At 73.8% G+C, this 16,940-nt stretch carries 16 protein-coding genes; 8 read left to right on the top strand and 8 right to left on the bottom strand.

Annotated features, from left to right (window positions below; genetic code table 11):
- Window positions 1-35: 35 nt before the first annotated feature.
- Window positions 36-1,325: an ABC transporter substrate-binding protein gene (locus ACWENR_RS15700; protein ID WP_452277695.1), complete on the bottom strand. Its 1,290-nt coding sequence runs from the start codon at window positions 1,323-1,325 to the stop codon at window positions 36-38.
- Window positions 1,326-1,558: 233 nt separating this feature from the next.
- Between ACWENR_RS15700 and ACWENR_RS15695 the strand changes: the two genes are divergently transcribed.
- Both ACWENR_RS15695 and ACWENR_RS15690 read left to right on the top strand, forming a co-directional pair.
- Window positions 1,559-2,137, top strand: coding sequence for a DsbA family protein (locus ACWENR_RS15695; RefSeq protein ID WP_452277694.1), 579 nt, complete (start codon window positions 1,559-1,561; stop codon window positions 2,135-2,137).
- Between the two features lie 192 nt (window positions 2,138-2,329).
- Complete coding sequence (locus tag ACWENR_RS15690) at window positions 2,330-3,034, top strand: VOC family protein (RefSeq protein ID WP_452277693.1); 705 nt, start codon at window positions 2,330-2,332, stop codon at window positions 3,032-3,034.
- Here the strand turns inward: ACWENR_RS15690 and ACWENR_RS15685 are convergent.
- Together ACWENR_RS15685 and ACWENR_RS15680 are read right to left on the bottom strand one after the other, a co-directional pair.
- Window positions 2,964-4,268 carry a macrolide family glycosyltransferase gene (locus tag ACWENR_RS15685; RefSeq protein WP_452277692.1) on the bottom strand — a complete coding sequence of 435 codons (1,305 nt, stop codon included), beginning with the start codon at window positions 4,266-4,268 and terminating at the stop codon, window positions 2,964-2,966. The genes ACWENR_RS15690 and ACWENR_RS15685 overlap by 71 nt on opposite strands.
- Before the next feature lie 58 nt (window positions 4,269-4,326).
- The gene (locus ACWENR_RS15680; RefSeq protein WP_452277691.1) at window positions 4,327-4,980 is read right to left on the bottom strand and encodes a CatB-related O-acetyltransferase; all 654 of its coding nucleotides are present in this window, start codon (window positions 4,978-4,980) and stop codon (window positions 4,327-4,329) included.
- A gap of 99 nt (window positions 4,981-5,079) precedes the next feature.
- Between ACWENR_RS15680 and ACWENR_RS15675 the strand changes: the two genes are divergently transcribed.
- The 3 genes from ACWENR_RS15675 to ACWENR_RS15665 all read left to right on the top strand — a co-directional run bounded on the left by ACWENR_RS15675 (window position 5,080) and on the right by ACWENR_RS15665 (window position 6,630).
- Entirely contained in the window at window positions 5,080-5,706 is a 627-nt protein-coding gene (locus ACWENR_RS15675; RefSeq protein ID WP_452277690.1) for a TetR/AcrR family transcriptional regulator, read from the top strand.
- Between the two features lie 169 nt (window positions 5,707-5,875).
- Window positions 5,876-6,307, top strand: coding sequence for a hypothetical protein (locus tag ACWENR_RS15670; protein ID WP_452277689.1), 432 nt, complete (start codon window positions 5,876-5,878; stop codon window positions 6,305-6,307).
- Window positions 6,308-6,354: 47 nt separating this feature from the next.
- Window positions 6,355-6,630 (top strand): hypothetical protein, encoded by a 276-nt coding sequence (locus ACWENR_RS15665; protein WP_393104012.1) that lies wholly within the window; start codon window positions 6,355-6,357, stop codon window positions 6,628-6,630.
- 69 nt (window positions 6,631-6,699) lie between these two features.
- Here the strand turns inward: ACWENR_RS15665 and ACWENR_RS15660 are convergent, their stop codons facing one another.
- Complete coding sequence (locus ACWENR_RS15660) at window positions 6,700-7,089, bottom strand: MerR family transcriptional regulator (protein WP_452277688.1); 390 nt, start codon at window positions 7,087-7,089, stop codon at window positions 6,700-6,702.
- A gap of 76 nt (window positions 7,090-7,165) precedes the next feature.
- On the opposite strand from ACWENR_RS15660, the gene ACWENR_RS15655 reads away from it, so the two are divergent.
- Window positions 7,166-8,356 (top strand): MFS transporter, encoded by a 1,191-nt coding sequence (locus ACWENR_RS15655; RefSeq protein WP_452277687.1) that lies wholly within the window; start codon window positions 7,166-7,168, stop codon window positions 8,354-8,356.
- Between the two features lie 160 nt (window positions 8,357-8,516).
- Here ACWENR_RS15655 and ACWENR_RS15650 read toward each other — a convergent pair whose 3' ends face one another.
- From ACWENR_RS15650 to ACWENR_RS15635, 4 genes are all read right to left on the bottom strand, one after another.
- Entirely contained in the window at window positions 8,517-9,008 is a 492-nt protein-coding gene (locus ACWENR_RS15650; RefSeq protein WP_452277686.1) for a hypothetical protein, read from the bottom strand.
- A gap of 852 nt (window positions 9,009-9,860) precedes the next feature.
- Complete coding sequence (locus ACWENR_RS15645; RefSeq protein WP_452277685.1) at window positions 9,861-10,568, bottom strand: HAD family hydrolase; 708 nt, start codon at window positions 10,566-10,568, stop codon at window positions 9,861-9,863.
- A gap of 293 nt (window positions 10,569-10,861) precedes the next feature.
- Entirely contained in the window at window positions 10,862-11,461 is a 600-nt protein-coding gene (locus ACWENR_RS15640) for a TetR/AcrR family transcriptional regulator (protein ID WP_452277684.1), read from the bottom strand.
- A gap of 293 nt (window positions 11,462-11,754) precedes the next feature.
- On the bottom strand, window positions 11,755-14,460 hold the full coding sequence (locus ACWENR_RS15635) for an MGH1-like glycoside hydrolase domain-containing protein (RefSeq protein ID WP_452277683.1): 2,706 nt from the start codon (window positions 14,458-14,460) through the stop codon (window positions 11,755-11,757).
- A gap of 42 nt (window positions 14,461-14,502) precedes the next feature.
- Here ACWENR_RS15635 and ACWENR_RS15630 point away from each other — a divergent pair, with 42 nt between their 5' ends.
- Together ACWENR_RS15630 and ACWENR_RS15625 are read left to right on the top strand one after the other, a co-directional pair.
- Window positions 14,503-16,446 carry an amylo-alpha-1,6-glucosidase gene (locus ACWENR_RS15630; protein WP_452277682.1) on the top strand — a complete coding sequence of 648 codons (1,944 nt, stop codon included), beginning with the start codon at window positions 14,503-14,505 and terminating at the stop codon, window positions 16,444-16,446.
- A 140-nt stretch (window positions 16,447-16,586) separates the two neighbouring features.
- Window positions 16,587-16,940: glycosyltransferase (locus ACWENR_RS15625; RefSeq protein ID WP_452277681.1), on the top strand; the 354-nt coding region annotated here is incomplete at its 3' end.

Genomic DNA, 16,940 nt, shown 5'->3' with positions numbered 1-16,940 from the left:
CCGGCGGACGGCGTCGGGTCGCCAGGTGCGCTCGGTCACGGCAGGACCCCCTTCGATTCGAGCGCGTCGGCGATGGCGTCGCGCAGTTCGTCGGCGGTGCGCTGCGGGTCGATGGCCGACGGCGGCGACAGGATCGCCGACATGACGGTGGAGATGCTCTGGTACGCCGGGGTCAGCGGCCGGACCGCCGGGTCCTTGAGCTCTTCGAGGATGGTGTCGCGCATCGGGTACGCCTCGGCCATCTCCGGGTCGGCGTAGACCTTCTCGATGGTCGGCGGCACGCCGTCGTTGATCGCGGAGAACTTCTGGTTCTTCTCGTTGCGGATGCACCGGGCCGCCTCGAAGGACTCCTCGGGGTGCCTCGAGTAGGCGCTGACGGCCATGTTGACCCCGCCGATGGTGACCTTGCTCGGGGTGTTCTCCTCGACGCCCGGGATGCGCGCCCAGCCGACCTGCTTCGCCAGCTCCGGGTTGGCCTCCTGCATCGCCGGATAGACGAACGGCCAGTTGACCTGGAAGGCGCCGTTGCCGGACTGGAACTCCAGCCGCACCGGGTCCTCCGTGGCGTTGCTGAACGACGGCGACGTCACGCCCGACGTGGCGAACCGCTGGAGCTGCTCCAGCGCCCGGACGGTGCCCGCGTCCATCACGGCCTGCTCGCCGTCGTCGCTGAGGATCTTGCCGCCCGCGCTCTCGGCGAGGGTGTTGTAGAGCACGACGAGGCCCTCGTACTGCGCGCCCATGGTGAGCACCTGGTGGGGCTTGCCCTGCTGCTTCAGCTCCTGCGCCGTGGAGATCATCTGGTCCCAGGTCTTCGGCGGCTCCGGCACGAGGTCCTTGCGGTACCAGAGCAGCTGCACGTTGGTGTTCTTCGGCGCGCCGTAGAGCTTGTCCTCGTAGCGGGCCGTCTCGAGGGGACCGGCGAGGGTGCCCTGCTCCACCTCGGCCTTGTCCTGCCCGGTCCACTCCAGGATCCAGTCGGCGCTGGCGAACTCCTGGGTCCAGGTGACGTCGAGGCCGAGCACGTCCATGCCGCTGTCCTGCGCGGCCAGCCGGCGCACCATCTGCACCCGCTGGTCGTCGGCCTGCCGCGGCAGCACCCGGTAGGCGATCTTGTAACGCCCCTGGGCCTGCTCGTTGCAGTCGTCGACGACCTTCTGCAGGTTCTGCTCCGGCGGGTAGTACAGGTTGATCGTGGGTGTTCCGCCGTCCCCGTCGGAACCGCAGGCGGCAGCCGTCGGCGCCACCAGCGTCAACGCCGCGGCGGCGGCCATCGCGCGCACGCGCGGCCGCCCCCGGCGTCGGGCCTTGTCAGGGTCGCTCATCACCCCTCCCCTCGTGTCGGCCAACAGCCGGGGTGGGGCTCCGTGCCCCGGCGCACGGCGGAACTCTCAGGGCGCTGACCAGCAAAAATCCGCGACCCCGGGGTTTCGTGGCCCCAACACTGCCCGACCTGCGAAGCGGCGAAACCTGACGCTGGTGAGACGGCCCCGACAGGGCCCGGTGTGACCTGGTTCACCGTCGTGCGGGGCGTCCCCGCCGCCCGTAGGCTCGGCCGATGGACGCCACCTTCTTCTTCGACCCCGCCTGCCCGTGGACCTGGCGCACCTCCCGCTGGCTGGTCGCCGTCGCCGACGCCCGCACCCTGCGCGTCGAGTGGCGGGCGTTCAGCCTGGCCATCCTCAACGAGGGCAACGTCGCGTCGCAGTTCGCCGAGGCGATGACCGCCTCCGGCCGGGCGCTGCGGCTGGTGGAGGCGCTGCGCGCCGACGGCCGCCACGACGACGCCGCCCGGTTCTACGCCGAGGTGGGGGCCCGCAGCCACGACGCCGGCAACCCGCTGTCGCCCGGGATCGTGGACGCGGCCGTCGAGGCGGCGGGCCTGGCGGAGGCCGCGCCGGCCCTCGACGACGACCGCTGGGACGAGGCGGTACGCGAGTCGCACGCGCTGGCGTACGCCTCCGCCGGCCCGGACGTCGGCTCGCCGGTGCTGATGGTGCCCGGCGCCGACCGGGGCGTCCACGGCCCGATCCTGACCGAGGTGCCCGGCACCGACGACGCCCTGACCGTCTGGGACTCGCTGCTGCCCCTGATCCGCATGCCCGCCTTCCACGAGATCAAGCGCGCCCGCCACTGACCGACTCTCCCCCTCCCCTCCCCTCCCCCTCCCCTCTTGCCCGGTTGATCATGACGTTGCCGGCGCGAATCGTCCGCTTCGCCGCAGTTAACGTCATGATCAACGGGCTGGCGGCGCGGAGAGGCGGGTGGTCGGTGGGCGGGCGTGGCGGGAGGGGGTCGGGCGGGGGCGGGCGGGCGGGATGATGGGGGCGTGATCGCGACCTTCAAGGACCTGTGTCTGGACGCCGCCGACTCCCGCGAGACGGGAGCCTTCTGGGCGCGGCTGCTCGACGGGGAGCTGGTGGACCTCGGCGACGGGGACACCCGCGTCGACCCCCCGGCGGGCCGCCCCGGCGCCGAGTCGATCTGGGTCAACCGGGTGCCCGAGCCACGTACGGGCAAGACCCGCGTACACCTGGACCTGCGGCTGGCCGAGGCCGACCCGGCGGCGCTGGTGGCGGCCGGCGCCCGGCTGGTGCGCGAGCCGGACGCGGAGATCGGCTGGTGGGTGCTGGCCGACCCGGACGGCAACCAGTTCTGCGCGTTCCCGCCCCGCGAGGGCACCCGGCCCGGCCCGTTCGAACTGGTCGTCGACGCGGCCGACCCCGCCGCCCAGGCCGCCTGGTGGGCCGGCGTGACCGGCGGCAAGGCCGAGGGCGACGACGCGGGCGTGGCCTCCGTGGTGGGCGCCGCGGGCTTCCCGTGGGACTGGTGGGTCTTCGCCCCGGTGCCGGAACGCAAGACCGTCAAGAACCGGATGCACTGGGACGTCGACCTGACCGACCCGGAGCCGACCGCGCTGGTCCGGGCCGGCGCGACGCTGCTGCGCGAGCCGGACGACGCCGTCAGCTGGTGGGTCCTGGCCGACCCGGAGGGCAACGAGTTCTGCGCCTTCGCGCCGCGTCCCACCCGGTGAGCGGCGGGCCCTCCGAGCCCGGGTCGGCGGCGGTGTTCAGCGCGGGGGGGCTCCCTGCGGCGGCCAGGATGCCCTCGATGAGGTCGGCAGCGCGGGGGGTGCCGCCCTCGGCTCGGGCGGCGGCCTGCAACCGCCTGGACCGGTCGGCGCGGTCCGGGTCCGTGACCAGGTCGTCCAGCGCCGTGCGCAGGGTCTCGGCGGTGGCGTCGGCGGTGTCCACGCGGCGGGCGACGCCGAGTTCCACGAGGCGGTCGGCGTTCATGAACTGCTCCGCTCCCTGCGGCACGGCGATCATGGGAACGCCGGCGAGGAGCCCCTCGCCGCAGCCGCCCATACCGGCGTGGGTGACGAAGGCGTCGGCCTGTTCGAGGATCGCCCGCTGTGGGACCCAGGAGTGCACCTCGACGTTGGGCGGGACGGCGCCGAGTTCCTCGACGTCGGTGTACCTGCCGATCTGGAGCACGACGTGCCAGCCGGGCAGGTCACCGAACGCGGCGATGCACTGGCGGTAGAACGCCGGCTGCCGCGTGTACGCCGAGCCGAGCGAGATCAGCAGCACGTGGTCCGCGGCCGGCGGGCGGGCCCACCGGCCGGTGTCCGCTCGGGTGTCGAGGCAGGGGCCGACGAAGGTAACCGTGTCGGTGTCGACCCGATCGGCGTGTGGTTGCATCGCTCGCGGAATGAGGGCAAGCGCCCGGGCGGGCGGGCCGGAGAACGCGTCCACGTCCAGAGTGGTCGCCCCGCACTCGGCGAGCCACCGAGCGAACCTGTTCCGGTACGCGTCGGCGCCCGGCAGCTTCCGCAGCTGCTCCGCGACTTCCTCCTGGTAGCCGTCCCAGCCGACGAACGTCGGGGACAGTTGCACGAGAGGGCGGCCCTGCGCCTCGGCGAGGGCCCGCGCGGCATAGGCCCCGATGTCGTAGAGGTACAGGTCAGCCGGATCGTCGTCGTAGACGGCGCGCAGCTGCGGGAGCGCCTGGACGGCGTCGTCGAGGAAGAGGCTCGCCGCGGCGATCGGGTCGGCGGGCCAGTCGTTGTCGGCGACGGGCAGCGTGGAGGTGCAGGGCACCAGCTCCGCGCCGGCGGACTCGATCCGGTCGGCCACGAACGGGTCGTTGGCGTAGGTGACCCGGTGCCCCCGGGCCACCAGCTCACGGATGAGCGCGAGGCTGGGCAGGACGTGGCTGACGATGGGGACGCCGACCATCGCGATGTGGGCGCGGCGACGGGACATGGGCGATCACTCGTTTCTGGCGCGGGACGGGTGCGGGCGGTGTGGCGGGGACCTGGTGTCAGGGCTGGTCGGACTGCGCGGCGGCCTCCTCCAGGTCGGCCACGGTCCCCGACATGATCGTCCGTACGTGCCTGGTGACGTGTTGCACCGGCCAGTCCCACCAGGCCACGGCGAGAAGCCGGGCGACGTCCGCGGCGTCGTAACGGGTGCGGATGAGCCGGGCGGGGTTGCCGCCGACGATGCCGTAGTCGGGCACGTCGCCGGTGACGACGGCGCCGGCGGCGATGATCGCACCGTGACCGATGCGTACGCCGGGCATGACCGTGGCGCCGTGGCCGAACCACACGTCGTTGCCGACGACGGTGTCGCCCCGGCCGGGCAGGTCGGTGATCAGGTCGAAGTGCTCCGCCCAGGAGCCACCCATGGTGGGGAACGGGAAGGTGGACGGGCCGTCCATGCGGTGGTTGGCGCCGTTCATGATGAACCGGGTTCCGGTCCCGAGCGCGCAGTACCTGCCGATGACGAGCCGCTCCGGACCGTAGTGGTAGAGCACGTTTCGCGTCTCGAACGCGGTCGGACGGTCCGGATCGTCGTAGTAGGTGAAGTCACCGACCTCGATCAGCGGCGACGTCACCAACGGTTTGAGCAGGACCACGCGCGGGTGCTCTGGCATGGGGTGAAGCACGGTGGGGTCGGCGGGAACGGGCGGCATCGTGGAGGTTGTTCCTCTCCGGCGAGACGATTGCGACAACTGTCGCGTTAAGATGCTGGCACAGCCCAGACCTTTTGATCAACCGGATACTGACTGGCTATGACAGACCCACTGGACACGACGTCGGACCGCCGTCCGGGCGGTCGCACCGCCCGCATCCGCGCGCAGGTTCTCGATGCGGTGCGCGCCGAACTCGCCGAACGCGGTCACGAGGGACTCACGGTGGAAGGCGTCGCATCGCGGGCGGGAGTGCATCGCGCCACGGTCTACCGGCGTTGGCGCGACGTCGGCGGCCTGCTCGTCGACGTCATCGCCGCAGCCGGGGAGATGGCCTGGCAGCCGCCGGACACCGGCTCCCTGCGCGGCGATCTGACGGCCCTCAACCGGGAGATCCAGGAGTCCCTGATCGTGCGGCCGTCATTCGCCGTCGCCCTGATGGCCGCCTCGTTCCACTCCGAACAGGCTGCGCGGGCTCAGACGCAGCTGTGGGCGGGCCGGTACGCCCAGTGCGAGGTCCTCGTCGAGCGCGCCATCGGGCGCGGTGAACTCCCCGCCCTGCACACGGACGCCCGGGGCCTGCTGATCGCCGCGACAGCGCCCCTCTACCACCAGCTGGTGCTCCTGCGTGCCGATCCGGACCCGCAACTCCCGGAACGGGCCGCGGAGGCGGCGGTCCTGGCGGCTGCCGCGGGCGCCTTCACCGTCCGTACGGAAGAAGGCGTGTGATCGAGGGGCAGGGAGCGAACGCGCGCGCGACCAGACCTCAACCGTTCGCCGCCGACGTCGACACGCCTCCGGCCGACCCCCGCCCCGTCCGATCGGTTGGTTCTCGCGGGAACCCGCCTGCATCGGCGGACCGGTTGGGCAGGATCGTCCCCAACGAGGAGGTGCCGTCGTGCAGGACACCCGCGCTCTCGCCCTGACGTTCGAGGTGAGCGGCCTGCCACCGGTCAAGACCGAGGCGCTGTCCGTCTTCGCCGCCGGGCACCGGCAGGCGACGAGGGTCCGCGCCCTGCTTCAGGCGGCCTGCGAGGCGGCCCAGCGCACCGGCTGGACCCCGCTGTCGGGGCCCGTCGAGGTGGACCTCGTGCTGCGCTGCCCGCCGGGGCACCGCACCTCCGACGCCAGCACCCTGCTGGGCGGGGTGTGCGCGGTGCTCCAGGACAAGAAGCGGGTGACCAGCATCGGTCTGGCGCACCTCGGCGTCCTCGTGGACGTCGCCCTCTACGACGACGACCGGCAGATCCGCCGGCTGTCGTACGTCGAGGAACCGGCGGAGGAGTTCTCGTACCGGGTGCGGGTCGCCGCCGTACCGGACGTGGTTTGACCGACGACCGCGGTGGGGTATCGCGGACGCCGACGAAGGGAGCGCCGATGTCGGAGCCACATGTCACGCTGGACCCTCGCGGGCTCGATCCCGTGCAGCAGAAGCTGCGCGGCCCGCTGGAGGACCAGCTGACCTCGGCGCTGCAGGCCGCGACGGAACGGGTCAGCGCCAGCTACGCCGGCGAGCCGGTCGAGCAGGTGTGCCAGCGGCTGCTCGACGAGACGCGCGGCGGCCTGCACCCCGACATCGCGGCCGGCTTCGAGCCGGACATGGACGAGTTCTGCCGCGTGGCGGTGGCGATCGTGCGCGGCGAGGTCTCCTGAGGCAGGCGCGACGGCCCGCACGCGAGGACGGGAGAGGTCACCGACGACCGTCGGCGAGAACCGCTTCGCTCATGCGTTCCCTGCGGCCAGCGCGCGGCGGGTGACGTCGGCCGGGGCCGCCGCGATGACCGCGTTGAGCGCGGCCATGGACGACTGCAGGTCGGCGATGGCCTGGGCGATGCGGCCGCGCTCCTGGTGGAGGTCGGCGAGCAGGTCCGGGCAGGTGGGGACCAGACGGTCGCCGGTGTCCCGCAGGCACGGCAGGACCGTGGTGATCGTCGAGGTGCTCAGGCCGGCGGCCAGCAGGCCGCGGATGCGGCGGACGACGGCCACGTCCTCCTCGACGTACTCCCGGTAACCGCTCGGGCGCCGCTGCGGGTGGAGCAGACCCTGCTCCTCGTAGTAGCGCAGCAGGTGCACGGCCACGCCGGTCCGCCGGGACAGCTCACCGATTCGCACCCAAACCTCCCTCGGCCTCGCGGACACGCCCGCTCGACTTGACTCTCATACCGATGTGAGACTTTAGCGTTTGCGCGTGAACGTAACCAAGGGTTTCGCGACGCTCGTGGCGTTGTGCGCGAGCGTCTTCGTCGTGGGTACCTCGGAGTACCTGATCGCCGGCCTGCTGCCCCAGGTGGGAGCCGATCTGCACGTCTCGGTGGGCACCGCCGGACAGGCGGTGACCGCGTACGCGCTCGGAGTGGTGGTCGGAGGGCCGATCGTGGCCCTGCTGACCGCGCGTCTGCCGCGAAGAGGGCTCGCCGTCGGTCTGATGCTGCTGTTCGCGGCGGGCAGCGCGATCAGCGCCGTGGCGCCGTCGTTCGGCGTGCTCCTGGCCGGTCGGGTGGTGTCCTCGCTCAGCCACGCCGCCTTCCTCGCCCTGGCGCTGGTGACGGCGACCCGGGTGGTGCCGGCCGAGAAGACGGGCTCGGCCATCGCCACCGTGGCCTCCGGATTCACCGTGGCCACGCTCCTCGGGGTACCGCTGGGGGCGCTGCTCGGGCAGAGCGCCGGTTGGCGGGCTCCGTTCGGCCTGCTGGCCGCCCTCGCCCTGGCGGGCGCCGTGCTCCTGGCCGCCGTGCTGCCCAGGGAGGCCGCGCCGTCGACGCGGCTGCGTGACGAGGTACGCGTGGTGACGCGTCGACCGGTCATGCTCGCCATCGCCACCACGGCGGTGGGCTTCTCCGGGGTCGCCACGGTATTCACCTACATCGCCCCGCTGCTGACCCGCGTCGCCGGCTTCTCCGCCGCGACGGTCTCCGGTCTGCTGCTCGCCTACGGCGCGGGCAGCTTCCTCGGCAACCTCACCGCCGGAAAGCTGACCGACAGGTCCATGAGCGCCACCGTGCGGGGGGTCTTCGGCGGGCTGGCGGGGACCCTCCTGCTCATCCCGTTCGCCCTGGTGTGGCAGCCCACCGCCGTGGTCGCGGTGCTGGTGCTCGGCCTGCTCGCGACCGCGACCATCGCCCCGTTGCAGGGGCTGATCCTGCGGCACGCGGGCGCCGCTCCCACCTTGGCCGTCTCCGTCAACGTGGGCGCATTCAACCTCGGCGCCGCCGCGGGCTCGGTCATCGGCGGCGCGATCGTCGCCGCCGGCGCCCTCCGCTGGACCGGCCTGGCGGGCGCGGTGCTGAGCCTGGTCGGACTGGCCCTCACCTATCTGGTCCTGCCCCGAACCCGAGCGTCGGCGCGGGACGCCGAACGCGAGGTACCCGTGGCCGCCTGACCCTCCTTCCGTCCGCCCGCACAGCAGATCGCCATGCGCGTCGTCCGGACTCCTGGCCACGCCGGGACTCGCCGGCGGCCCGGCCCGGCGGCCTGAGCCCGGCGGCTCGGACCGCACGACGGAGGTGGTCGAGCCGAGCCGCGCGTCAACGGCCGTGTCGTCACCCGGCGGGGCCGCAACGGCCGTGCAGTCGTCCGGCGAGGTCTCGGGAGGAGGCGAGCCCTCGCCGGACGGCACTGCCGAGTTCGTCGACGACGGCCTCCGCCGGCACGACGATCGTGGTGTCCGTGAACACGAACCCGAGGCCGGCGCCCCGGTTCTCGGTGGCGACGACCAGGTAGCCGCCGGAGTCGTCGCGCTCGACGCCCACCGCCCGGGCACCCCGCGCGAAGGCCGCGACGGTACGGACCCGCGCCAACGCCAGCAGCGGTCGCAGGAACTCCCGCACGTCCGCCGCCGTGACGTCCCGCAACGGTTCCTCGCCGGCCCGCAGACCGTCGCGCACCAACGCGCCGAGCCGGCCGTCGGCCACCCCGCCGGCGACCGCCTCGCACCAGCCGTTCACCACCCTCGGGCCGCCCACCACACGGGAGTGGCTGGACACGTAGAGGCGGCCGTCGTCGCGCTGGTAGACGTCGACCCAACCGCTCATCTCAGCGGCGGTCGAGGTTCGTGGTCGCGGCGGCCGGGGCGGCGACCGCTCGCGCGCCCGCAAGCCTCCCCCACACCTCGGCGGCAGTGGCGGTGGCCGCGAGCGTGCCGCGTCGTGTGCTGGCGATGGGCGACTTGCGGGGCTCCCCTGGCGTCACGATGTCCCGGGCTCCTTCGCGTCGAGCCGGGGGTGGCCTCGGGCCCCTGCCGGGCGGGTCAGGACCGGGTCCGCAACTCCCCGATCCTGACCCCCAGCCGTCCGGCGTGGTAGCGGACTTCGCCGGATGAGCGCGCGGGGCGTGGCACGCCGCCCGCGCCGGGCTCAACACGGCGAGCCTGCTGCCTGCACTCAGCTCCACGGTGCCCAACTACCGGACTTCGGCGCGCCCCCGACTCACCCCGAGGAGCCGTGAGCGCCGGATCAGGCTAGGCGTGCCGCCGGGGGCCGGACAAGGACGGACCGGGGCCTGCCGAGGGTGATTGATGTCAAGGTGAAAAAGCGGCATGTCGACGTAACACGGCCATGCCGAGCAACGCTGTTTCCCGTCGAGGCGACCACCGCGTCGCCGCTGCCCGCGCCGCCGCCGACACCCGGCAGGCGGCCCCGCCGACACCCGGCAGGCGGCCCCGGCGGCGACCGGCAGGCGGCCCCGGCGGCGACCTGCCCGGCGGCCGGCGGCAGCGGCGGCCGACGGCAGCGGCGGCCGACGGCAGCGGCGGCCGACGGCAGCGGCGGCGGCCCCGCGGCAGCGGCGACCGACGGCAGCAGCCAGCGGCGGCCAGGGACAGCCTACGGCCCCAGGGCGCCGTCGGACCGCAGCCCAGGGGCCCGCGGTGGCGGCCGGCGTCCGGCTCAGAAGTGCAGCAGCAGTTCGGGGAAGGCGGACAGCCGCAGCACGCCCCGGTCGGCCGGGTCCAACTCGTCGTGCTCAAGCACCCAGGTGTGGTCGTTGGGGATGAACACGGCGTTCATGCCGGCGGCGCGCGCGGGCAGGATGTCGGACTTCGGGGAGTTGCCGATCATCCACGCGCCGGCCGGGTCGAGGTCGTGCTCCCGGGTGAGCCACCGGTAGGTGTCGACGTCCTTCTCCGGCACGATGTGCGCGGCCCGGAAGTGGTGCAGCAGCCCGCAGGCGTCGAGCTTGCGCTGCTGCTCCTCGCGGTCGCCCTTGGTCAGCAGCAGCAGCTCGTGCCGCCCGGCCAGCTCGTCGAGCGCCTCAGCCACCCCGGGCATCAGCTCGACCCGGTGCTCGACCAGCGCCACCGCCAGGCCCTCGATCTCGCGCCGCTCCGCCTCCGTGGCGGGCCGCTGACGCAGCCGCTCCAGGCACTCCGCCAGGCTGCGCAGGAACACCTTGCTGCCGTACCCGTGGGCGACCGCGTTGGCCCGCTCGACGTCGTCGAGGATGGCCCGGGTCTCGGCCCGGTCGAGGGTCGGGTGGTCCAGCCACTCCAGGAAGTCGTCGATCACCCGCTCGAACAGGACGTTGTTCTCCCAGAGCGTGTCGTCGGCGTCGAAGACGAGCACCTGCCCGTCGCGCCGGCCCGGCGCCTCCCCCATGACTCCCCCACTCCCCGATGCGACCCCGAACCAACCTGCCGAGGGCGCACCCATGTGATCTTGGACAGTTCCCGTGCGGTGCGAACCGTAACTGTCCAAGATTTCGAGCGACAAGCGAGTTGCCAACGGCACGCGCGTTGCGAACGGCACGCGCGTTGCAGGCGGCGCGCGCGTTGCGGGCGGCGCGCGCGTTGCGGGCGGCGCGCGCGTTGCGGGCGGCGCGCGATCAGGGGCGGCGCGCGTTGCGGGCGGTGCGCGATCAGGGGCCGGGGTGCGGGGTCGGGGGTGCGGGGTCAGGGGTTGGTGAGCAGCCGGGCCACGATCATCTCCTCGCGCTGTTCCTGCTTGTCGGGGCGCAGCCGCCCGCCCCGAGTCAGCATGACCGTGCCGTGCAGCAGCGCCCAACCGACCTCGGCGAGCGTGTCGGGATCACGGCCGGCGGCCAGCGGCGCCAGGGCCGCGCGCAGTTCGGCGAAGGCCGCCCGGGGCGCCCCGGGACCCGGGTCGCGGCCCAGGGTGAGGTCCGAGGTGTGGGCGAGCATCGCGTCGTAGACCTCGGGACTGGCGTACGCGAAGTCCAGGTAGGCCGTCACCACGGCCGGCCACTCGCCGTGCTCGCCCCCGGCGGCGGCCTCCCGGGCGGCGGCGAGCGCGGCGGCCAGGTCGGCGAAGCCGAGCACCGCCACGGCGGACATCAGCGCGGCGGGATCCGGAAACCAGCGGTAGACGACCTCGATGTCGATCCCGATCCGCTCGGCCAGCCGGCGATGGGTCACCGCCGCCCACCCCTCCGCCTCGGCCAACTGCCGGGCGGCCAGCGCCACCCGCCCGCGCTCGGCCGCCGCGGCGGCTGGTCCGGCTACCGGCGACACGCCTCCGTCTGCTGGCGACACGCCGCCGATGCTAGCGAGCGTCACCGCCTGTGACGACTCCGCGACCGATTGACGACTCTCGCCGGCCGGGTACGGCGGGCGGGAGCCGGGACGGCACCTCGGCGCGGGGACAGCTCCGTCGCGACGACGGGCTGGTCCGGCCGGGGCCGACCACCGGCGGGTGGACGAGCCAGCCGGCGCGCGACCCAACCGTCCACCCGGTCCGTCCGATCGGCGCAAACCTCCGCAGCGACACGGGCAGGTCGGCGCCGCAGGGTCCGATCGGCCCGGCGCGCCGCGCCGACACGGGCGGGTCAGCGCCGCAGGGTCAGGATCAGGTCGGCCACCAGCGCCGTCCAGCCGGTCTGGTGCCAGGCGCCCAGGCCCGCGCCGTTGTCGCCGTGGAAGTACTCGGGGAAGCAGATCAGGTCCCGCCAGTCCGGATGGGTCTGGAAGAGCTGGGCGGCGCCGTAGATCGGCCGCCGGCCCCAGCCGTCGCGGGTGAACAGCGAGACCAGCCGCGCGGAGAGGTCGTCGGCGATCTCGTCGAGCGTCCGCTTCACCCCCGACCGGGTCGGATACTCCACCTGGAGGTCGTCGCCGAAGAAGGCGGCGTAGTCGCGCAGCGCGCTGATCAGCAGGAAGTTCGTCGGCATCCAGATCGGGCCGCGCCAGTTGGAGTTGCCCCCGAACAGGCCGCTGGTCGACTCGGCCGGCTCGTAGCCGACGCTGAACTCCTGCCCGCCGAGGGTCACCGAGAACGGCTTGTCCAGGTGCGCCCGCGACAGCGTCCGCAGGCCGTACTCGGAGAGGAACTCGTCGGTGTCGAGCATCCGGGCCAGCAGCCGTACGATCTGCTCCGGGCCGACCATCGACAGCAGCCGGTGCTGGCGGCCGTCCGGCCCGAGCCGCCGGGCGCCGATGACGTCGGCGTACTCGGGGCGGTTGGTGAGGAACCAGCGCAGCCGCGCGTTCAGCTCGGGCAGCCGGTGCAGGGTACGGGCGGTGAGCCGGGTCGTCGCCGCCAGCGGCAGCAGCCCGACGACCGAACGGACCCGCAGCGGCACCCTCGTGCCGTCGGCCAGCCGCAGCACGTCGTAGAAGAAGGCGTCCTCGGCGTCCCACAGCCCCTGCTCGTACGCGGCGGCGGCGATGTAGGCGAAGTGCTCGAAGAACTTGGTGGCGGTGTCGACCCAGGTGCGGTCGTGCTCGGCCAGCACGACGGCGATGTCGAGCAGGTTGAGCGCGTACATCGCCATCCAGGCCGTGCCGTCGGACTGCTCCAGCACCCCGGCCACCGGCAGCGCCGCCGAGCGGTCGAACGGGCCGACGTTGTCCAGCCCGAGGAAGCCGCCCTCGAAGACGTTGTTGCCGACGGTGTCCTTGCGGTTGACCCACCAGGTGAAGTTGAGCAGCAGCTTGTGCATCACCCGGGCCAGGAAGTCGTGGTCCCGGCCGCCGTCGATCTCGAACACCTTCAGCGCCGCCCAGGCGTGCACCGGCGGGTTCACGTCGCCGAACGCCCACTCGTACGCCGGGATCTGCCCGTTGGGGTGCAGGTACCACTCGCGCAGCAGGAGCAGCAGCTGGTCCTTGGCGAAGCCGGGGTCGACCCGGGCGATGCTGACGCAGTGGAAGGCCAGGTCCCAGGCCGCGTACCAGGGGTACTCCCACGGGTCCGGCATGGAGATCACGTCGAAGCTGTTCATGTGCCACCAGGCGCTGTTGCGCCCGTGCCGGCGTCCCGGCGGCGGCGCGGAGCCGGGGTCGCCCTCCAGCCACCGCTTGACGTCGAAGTGGTAGAACTGCTTGCCCCACATCAGCCCGGCGATGGCCTGGCGGGCCACCAGGGCCTCGTCCGGGGTGGCCGCGGCCGGGATCACCCCGGCGAAGAAGCGGTTGGCCTCCGCCCGGCGGGCCCACACCACCGCGTCGAAGCCGTCGCCCAGGTCCGCCGGGGGCGGCGGGGCGCCGCCGGGCGGCGGGGCGGTGCGGGTCAGCCGCAGCCGGATCCGCCGCTGCGCCCCGGCCGGCACGTCCAGCACGTAGTGCAGCGCGCCCTTGGTGCCCTCCCGCGCCGGGTTGACCGTCGCGGCCCCGTCGACCACGTGGTCGTTGATGCCGTCCTTCGGGTAGCGGGACCGGCCGGGCAGCCCCCAGAGCCGCTCGGCGTTGGAGTCGTTGTCGCAGAGCAGCGGCGTCGGCTCGCCGTCGCCCTCCAGCAGCAGCTGCCCGAGCACCCCGTGCTCCCCGACCAGCCGCGAACCCTCACCCACGAGCCGGGGCACCCGGTCGCCGCCGGGCAGCCCCCACGCCCAGGTGTTGCGGAACCAGAGGGTGGGCAGCACGTGCAGGGTGGCCGCCCGGTCGCCGCGGTTGGCGACCGTGATCACCACGCACATGTCCGTCGGGCTCGCCTTGGCGTAGTCGACGGTCACCGCCCAGTACCGGTCGTCGTCGAAGATGCCGGTGTCGACCAGCTCGTACTCGGTGTCGTCCCGGCCGCGCAGCGCGTTCACCGCGACCAGCTCGTCGTAGGGGAAGGCGGCCTGCGGGTAGTGGTAGCGCCAGCGCATCCAGGAGTGGGTGGGGGTGGAGTCCTCGTACCACCAGTATTCCTTGGCGTCCTCGCCGTGGTTGCCGCCGTCGCCGCCGAGGCCGAACATCCGCTCCTTGAGGATCGGGTCCCTGCCGTTCCACAGCGCGAGGGCGAAGCAGAACGTCTGCCGGTCGTCGCAGACGCCCGCCATGCCGTCCTCGCTCCACCGGTAGGCTCGGGACCGCGCGTGGTCGTGCGGGAAGTAGTCCCAGGCCGTACCGTGCTCGCTGTAGTCCTCCCGTACCGTCCCCCACGCCCGTTCGGACAGATAGGGACCCCATGCGCGCCAGTCCTGCTCGCCGGCGTCGGCCTGAGCCAGCCGGAGCCGTTCGGGGTCGGGCGCGCGGTCGTCGGTGGGCGGCACGTCGGTGATCACTCGCACATCTTCGACGCCGCCGGGGGACTTCACCACACGGGCCATTGTCGTCGTGGTCCGTCGCACGCCGCCGCCGGTGGAGGAAAGTTGATGGATCTTCGTTTCGGGCCGCAGGTGTGCGGGGACGTCGCCGCGGGGACGGCCCGGGAGTGGCTGGTCACCGACGGCCTCGGCGGGTACGCCACCGGCACGGTGAGCGGGCTGCGCACCCGCCGCTACCACGGCCTGCTGGTGGTGGCCGGCGAGACGCCGGCGTCCCGCCGGGTGGGACTGGTCAGCCTGGACCCGGCCCTGCTGTTCCCCTCGGGCGCCCTGGTGCGCCTCGGCGCGCACGAGTGGGCCTCCGGCGACGTCGACCCGCGCGGCTTCGAGCTGCTGGAACGGTTCGACCTGACCGACGGGCTGCCCCGGTGGCGCTGGCGGGTCGGCGACGTGGTGGTCGAGCGGGAGCTGGCGATGACGCACGGCCGGTCGTGCGTGGCCGTGGTGCACCGGCTGGTCTCCGGCGGGCCGGTGCGGCTCGACCTGGCGGCGGTCTGCACCTGGCGCGACGCGCACGGCGAGCGCCGCGCCGACGGCCCCGCCCCGCGGGTCGAGCCGGCGCCCGGGGGCGCGGTGGTCGAGAGCGGGTTCCGGCTGGCCGGGCCGGACTGGACCCCGCAGGGCCAGTGGTGGCTCGGCGCGCACCACCGGGAGGAGGCGGCGCGCGGCCTCGCCCCGGACGAGGACCTCTGGTACGCCGGCCGCTTCTCCGGCGAGCTGGCCCGCCCGGGCGACACGGTGTCGGTGCTCGCCTGGGCCGGCGACCTGGCGCAGGAGCCGCCGCCGGCGACGGAGGTGGTCGCGGCGGCCCGGGCCCGCAACCGGCGGGTGGTGGCGGCGGCGAAGCCGGCCGACCCGGTGACGGCGACGCTCGCGCTGGCCGCCGACGCGTTCGTCGTCGACACGGCCACCGGGCCCGACGTGGTGGCCGGCTACCCGTGGTTCGGCGCCTGGTCGCGGGACACGATGATCTCCTACGAGGGGCTGTTCCTCTGCACCCACCGGGCCGACGAGGGCCGGGAGCTGCTGCGGGCGTACGCGGCGACGCTGTCGGAGGGGATGCTCGCCAACACCGCCGACACCGGCCGGGTCGAGTACAACACCGTCGACGCGACGCTGTGGTTCCTGCACGCGGTCAGCCGGCACGTCACGGTCACCGGCGACACCGACCTCGGCGACGAGCTGCTGCCCGCGCTGCGCGGGGTGGTCGACGCGCACGTGGCCGGCACCCGGTTCGGCATCGCCGTCGACCCGGCCGACGGGCTGCTCAGCCAGGGCGGCACCCCCGGCACGGCGCTGACCTGGATGGACGCCCGGGTGTACGGGGTGCCGGTCACCCCGCGCACGGGCAAGCCGGTGGAGGTCAACGCGCTGTGGGTCAACGGGCTGGCCGGCCTCGCCGAGCTGACCGAGCTGGCGGGGCGGGACGCGGGCGAGCTGTGGCGGCTGCACGGGCGGGCCGTCGCGGCGTTCCGGGCCCGGTTCCCGGCCCCGACGGGCTGGCTGCACGACGTGGTGGACGCGCCCGCCCCGGCGTACCCGCTGGGTGGGGCCGCCCGGCACGACGACGACCTGCTCCGCCCGAACCAGTTGCTGGCCTGGTCCCTGCCGCACGCCCCGCTGGAACCCGACGAGGCCACGCTGCGCCGGATCGCGGCCGGGCTGCTCACCCCGCTGGGTCCGCGCAGCCTCTCCCCCGACTCGCCAGAGTTCGCCGGGCGGCACCGGGGCGGGCCGGCCGAGCGGGACGGCGCCTACCACCAGGGCACGGTCTGGCCGTGGCTGCTCGGCCCGTACGTCGACGCCGCCCGGCGGGCCAAGATGCCGGTTGACGACCTTTTCGTAGGCATCGAGGCCCATTTGACCGAGTACGGGCTAGGATCGGTGAGCGAGACGGCCGACGGCCTCGCGCCGCACGGCGCGACCGGTTGCCCGTTCCAGGCGTGGTCGGTCGCCGAGACGCTGCGCGTCCGCCGCGACGGTCGGTAGCGCTTTACACGACGGCAACGGCGGCGTCTCCGCCGGTTAGCCCGGCGCCAGCAGGATGGGTCCCGATCCGGTCGCGACGACCGACGGGCACCCGCCGTGGTGCCCGTGCGCGCGCTCGGGGACAACTCGAAGGGGGCCGCATGTCGCCAGACGCCGACGTGATCGACATCCACCCCGCCCGGCGGCAGCGGGTGCTGATGCTCTCCTGGGAATATCCGCCGGTGCTCGTCGGCGGCCTCGGCCGGCACGTGCACGCCCTCTCCGTCGCCCTCGCCGCCGCCGGACACCACGTCACCGTCGTCACCCGCCACGCCGACGGCGCACCCCTCGAGGAATACGCCGACGGCGTCCGCATCCTCCGCGCCACCGAGGACCCCGTCACCTTCCCCCTGGCCACCCCCTCCCTGCTCGCCTGGACCATGGCCTTCAACCACACCCTCACCCGCGCCGCCCTCCGCGCCACCGAAACCGACACCTACGACGTCATCCACGCC

Source organism: Micromonospora sp. NPDC004336 (assembly GCF_053602615.1).
This window is presented reverse-complemented; position numbering and strand designations above follow the sequence as displayed.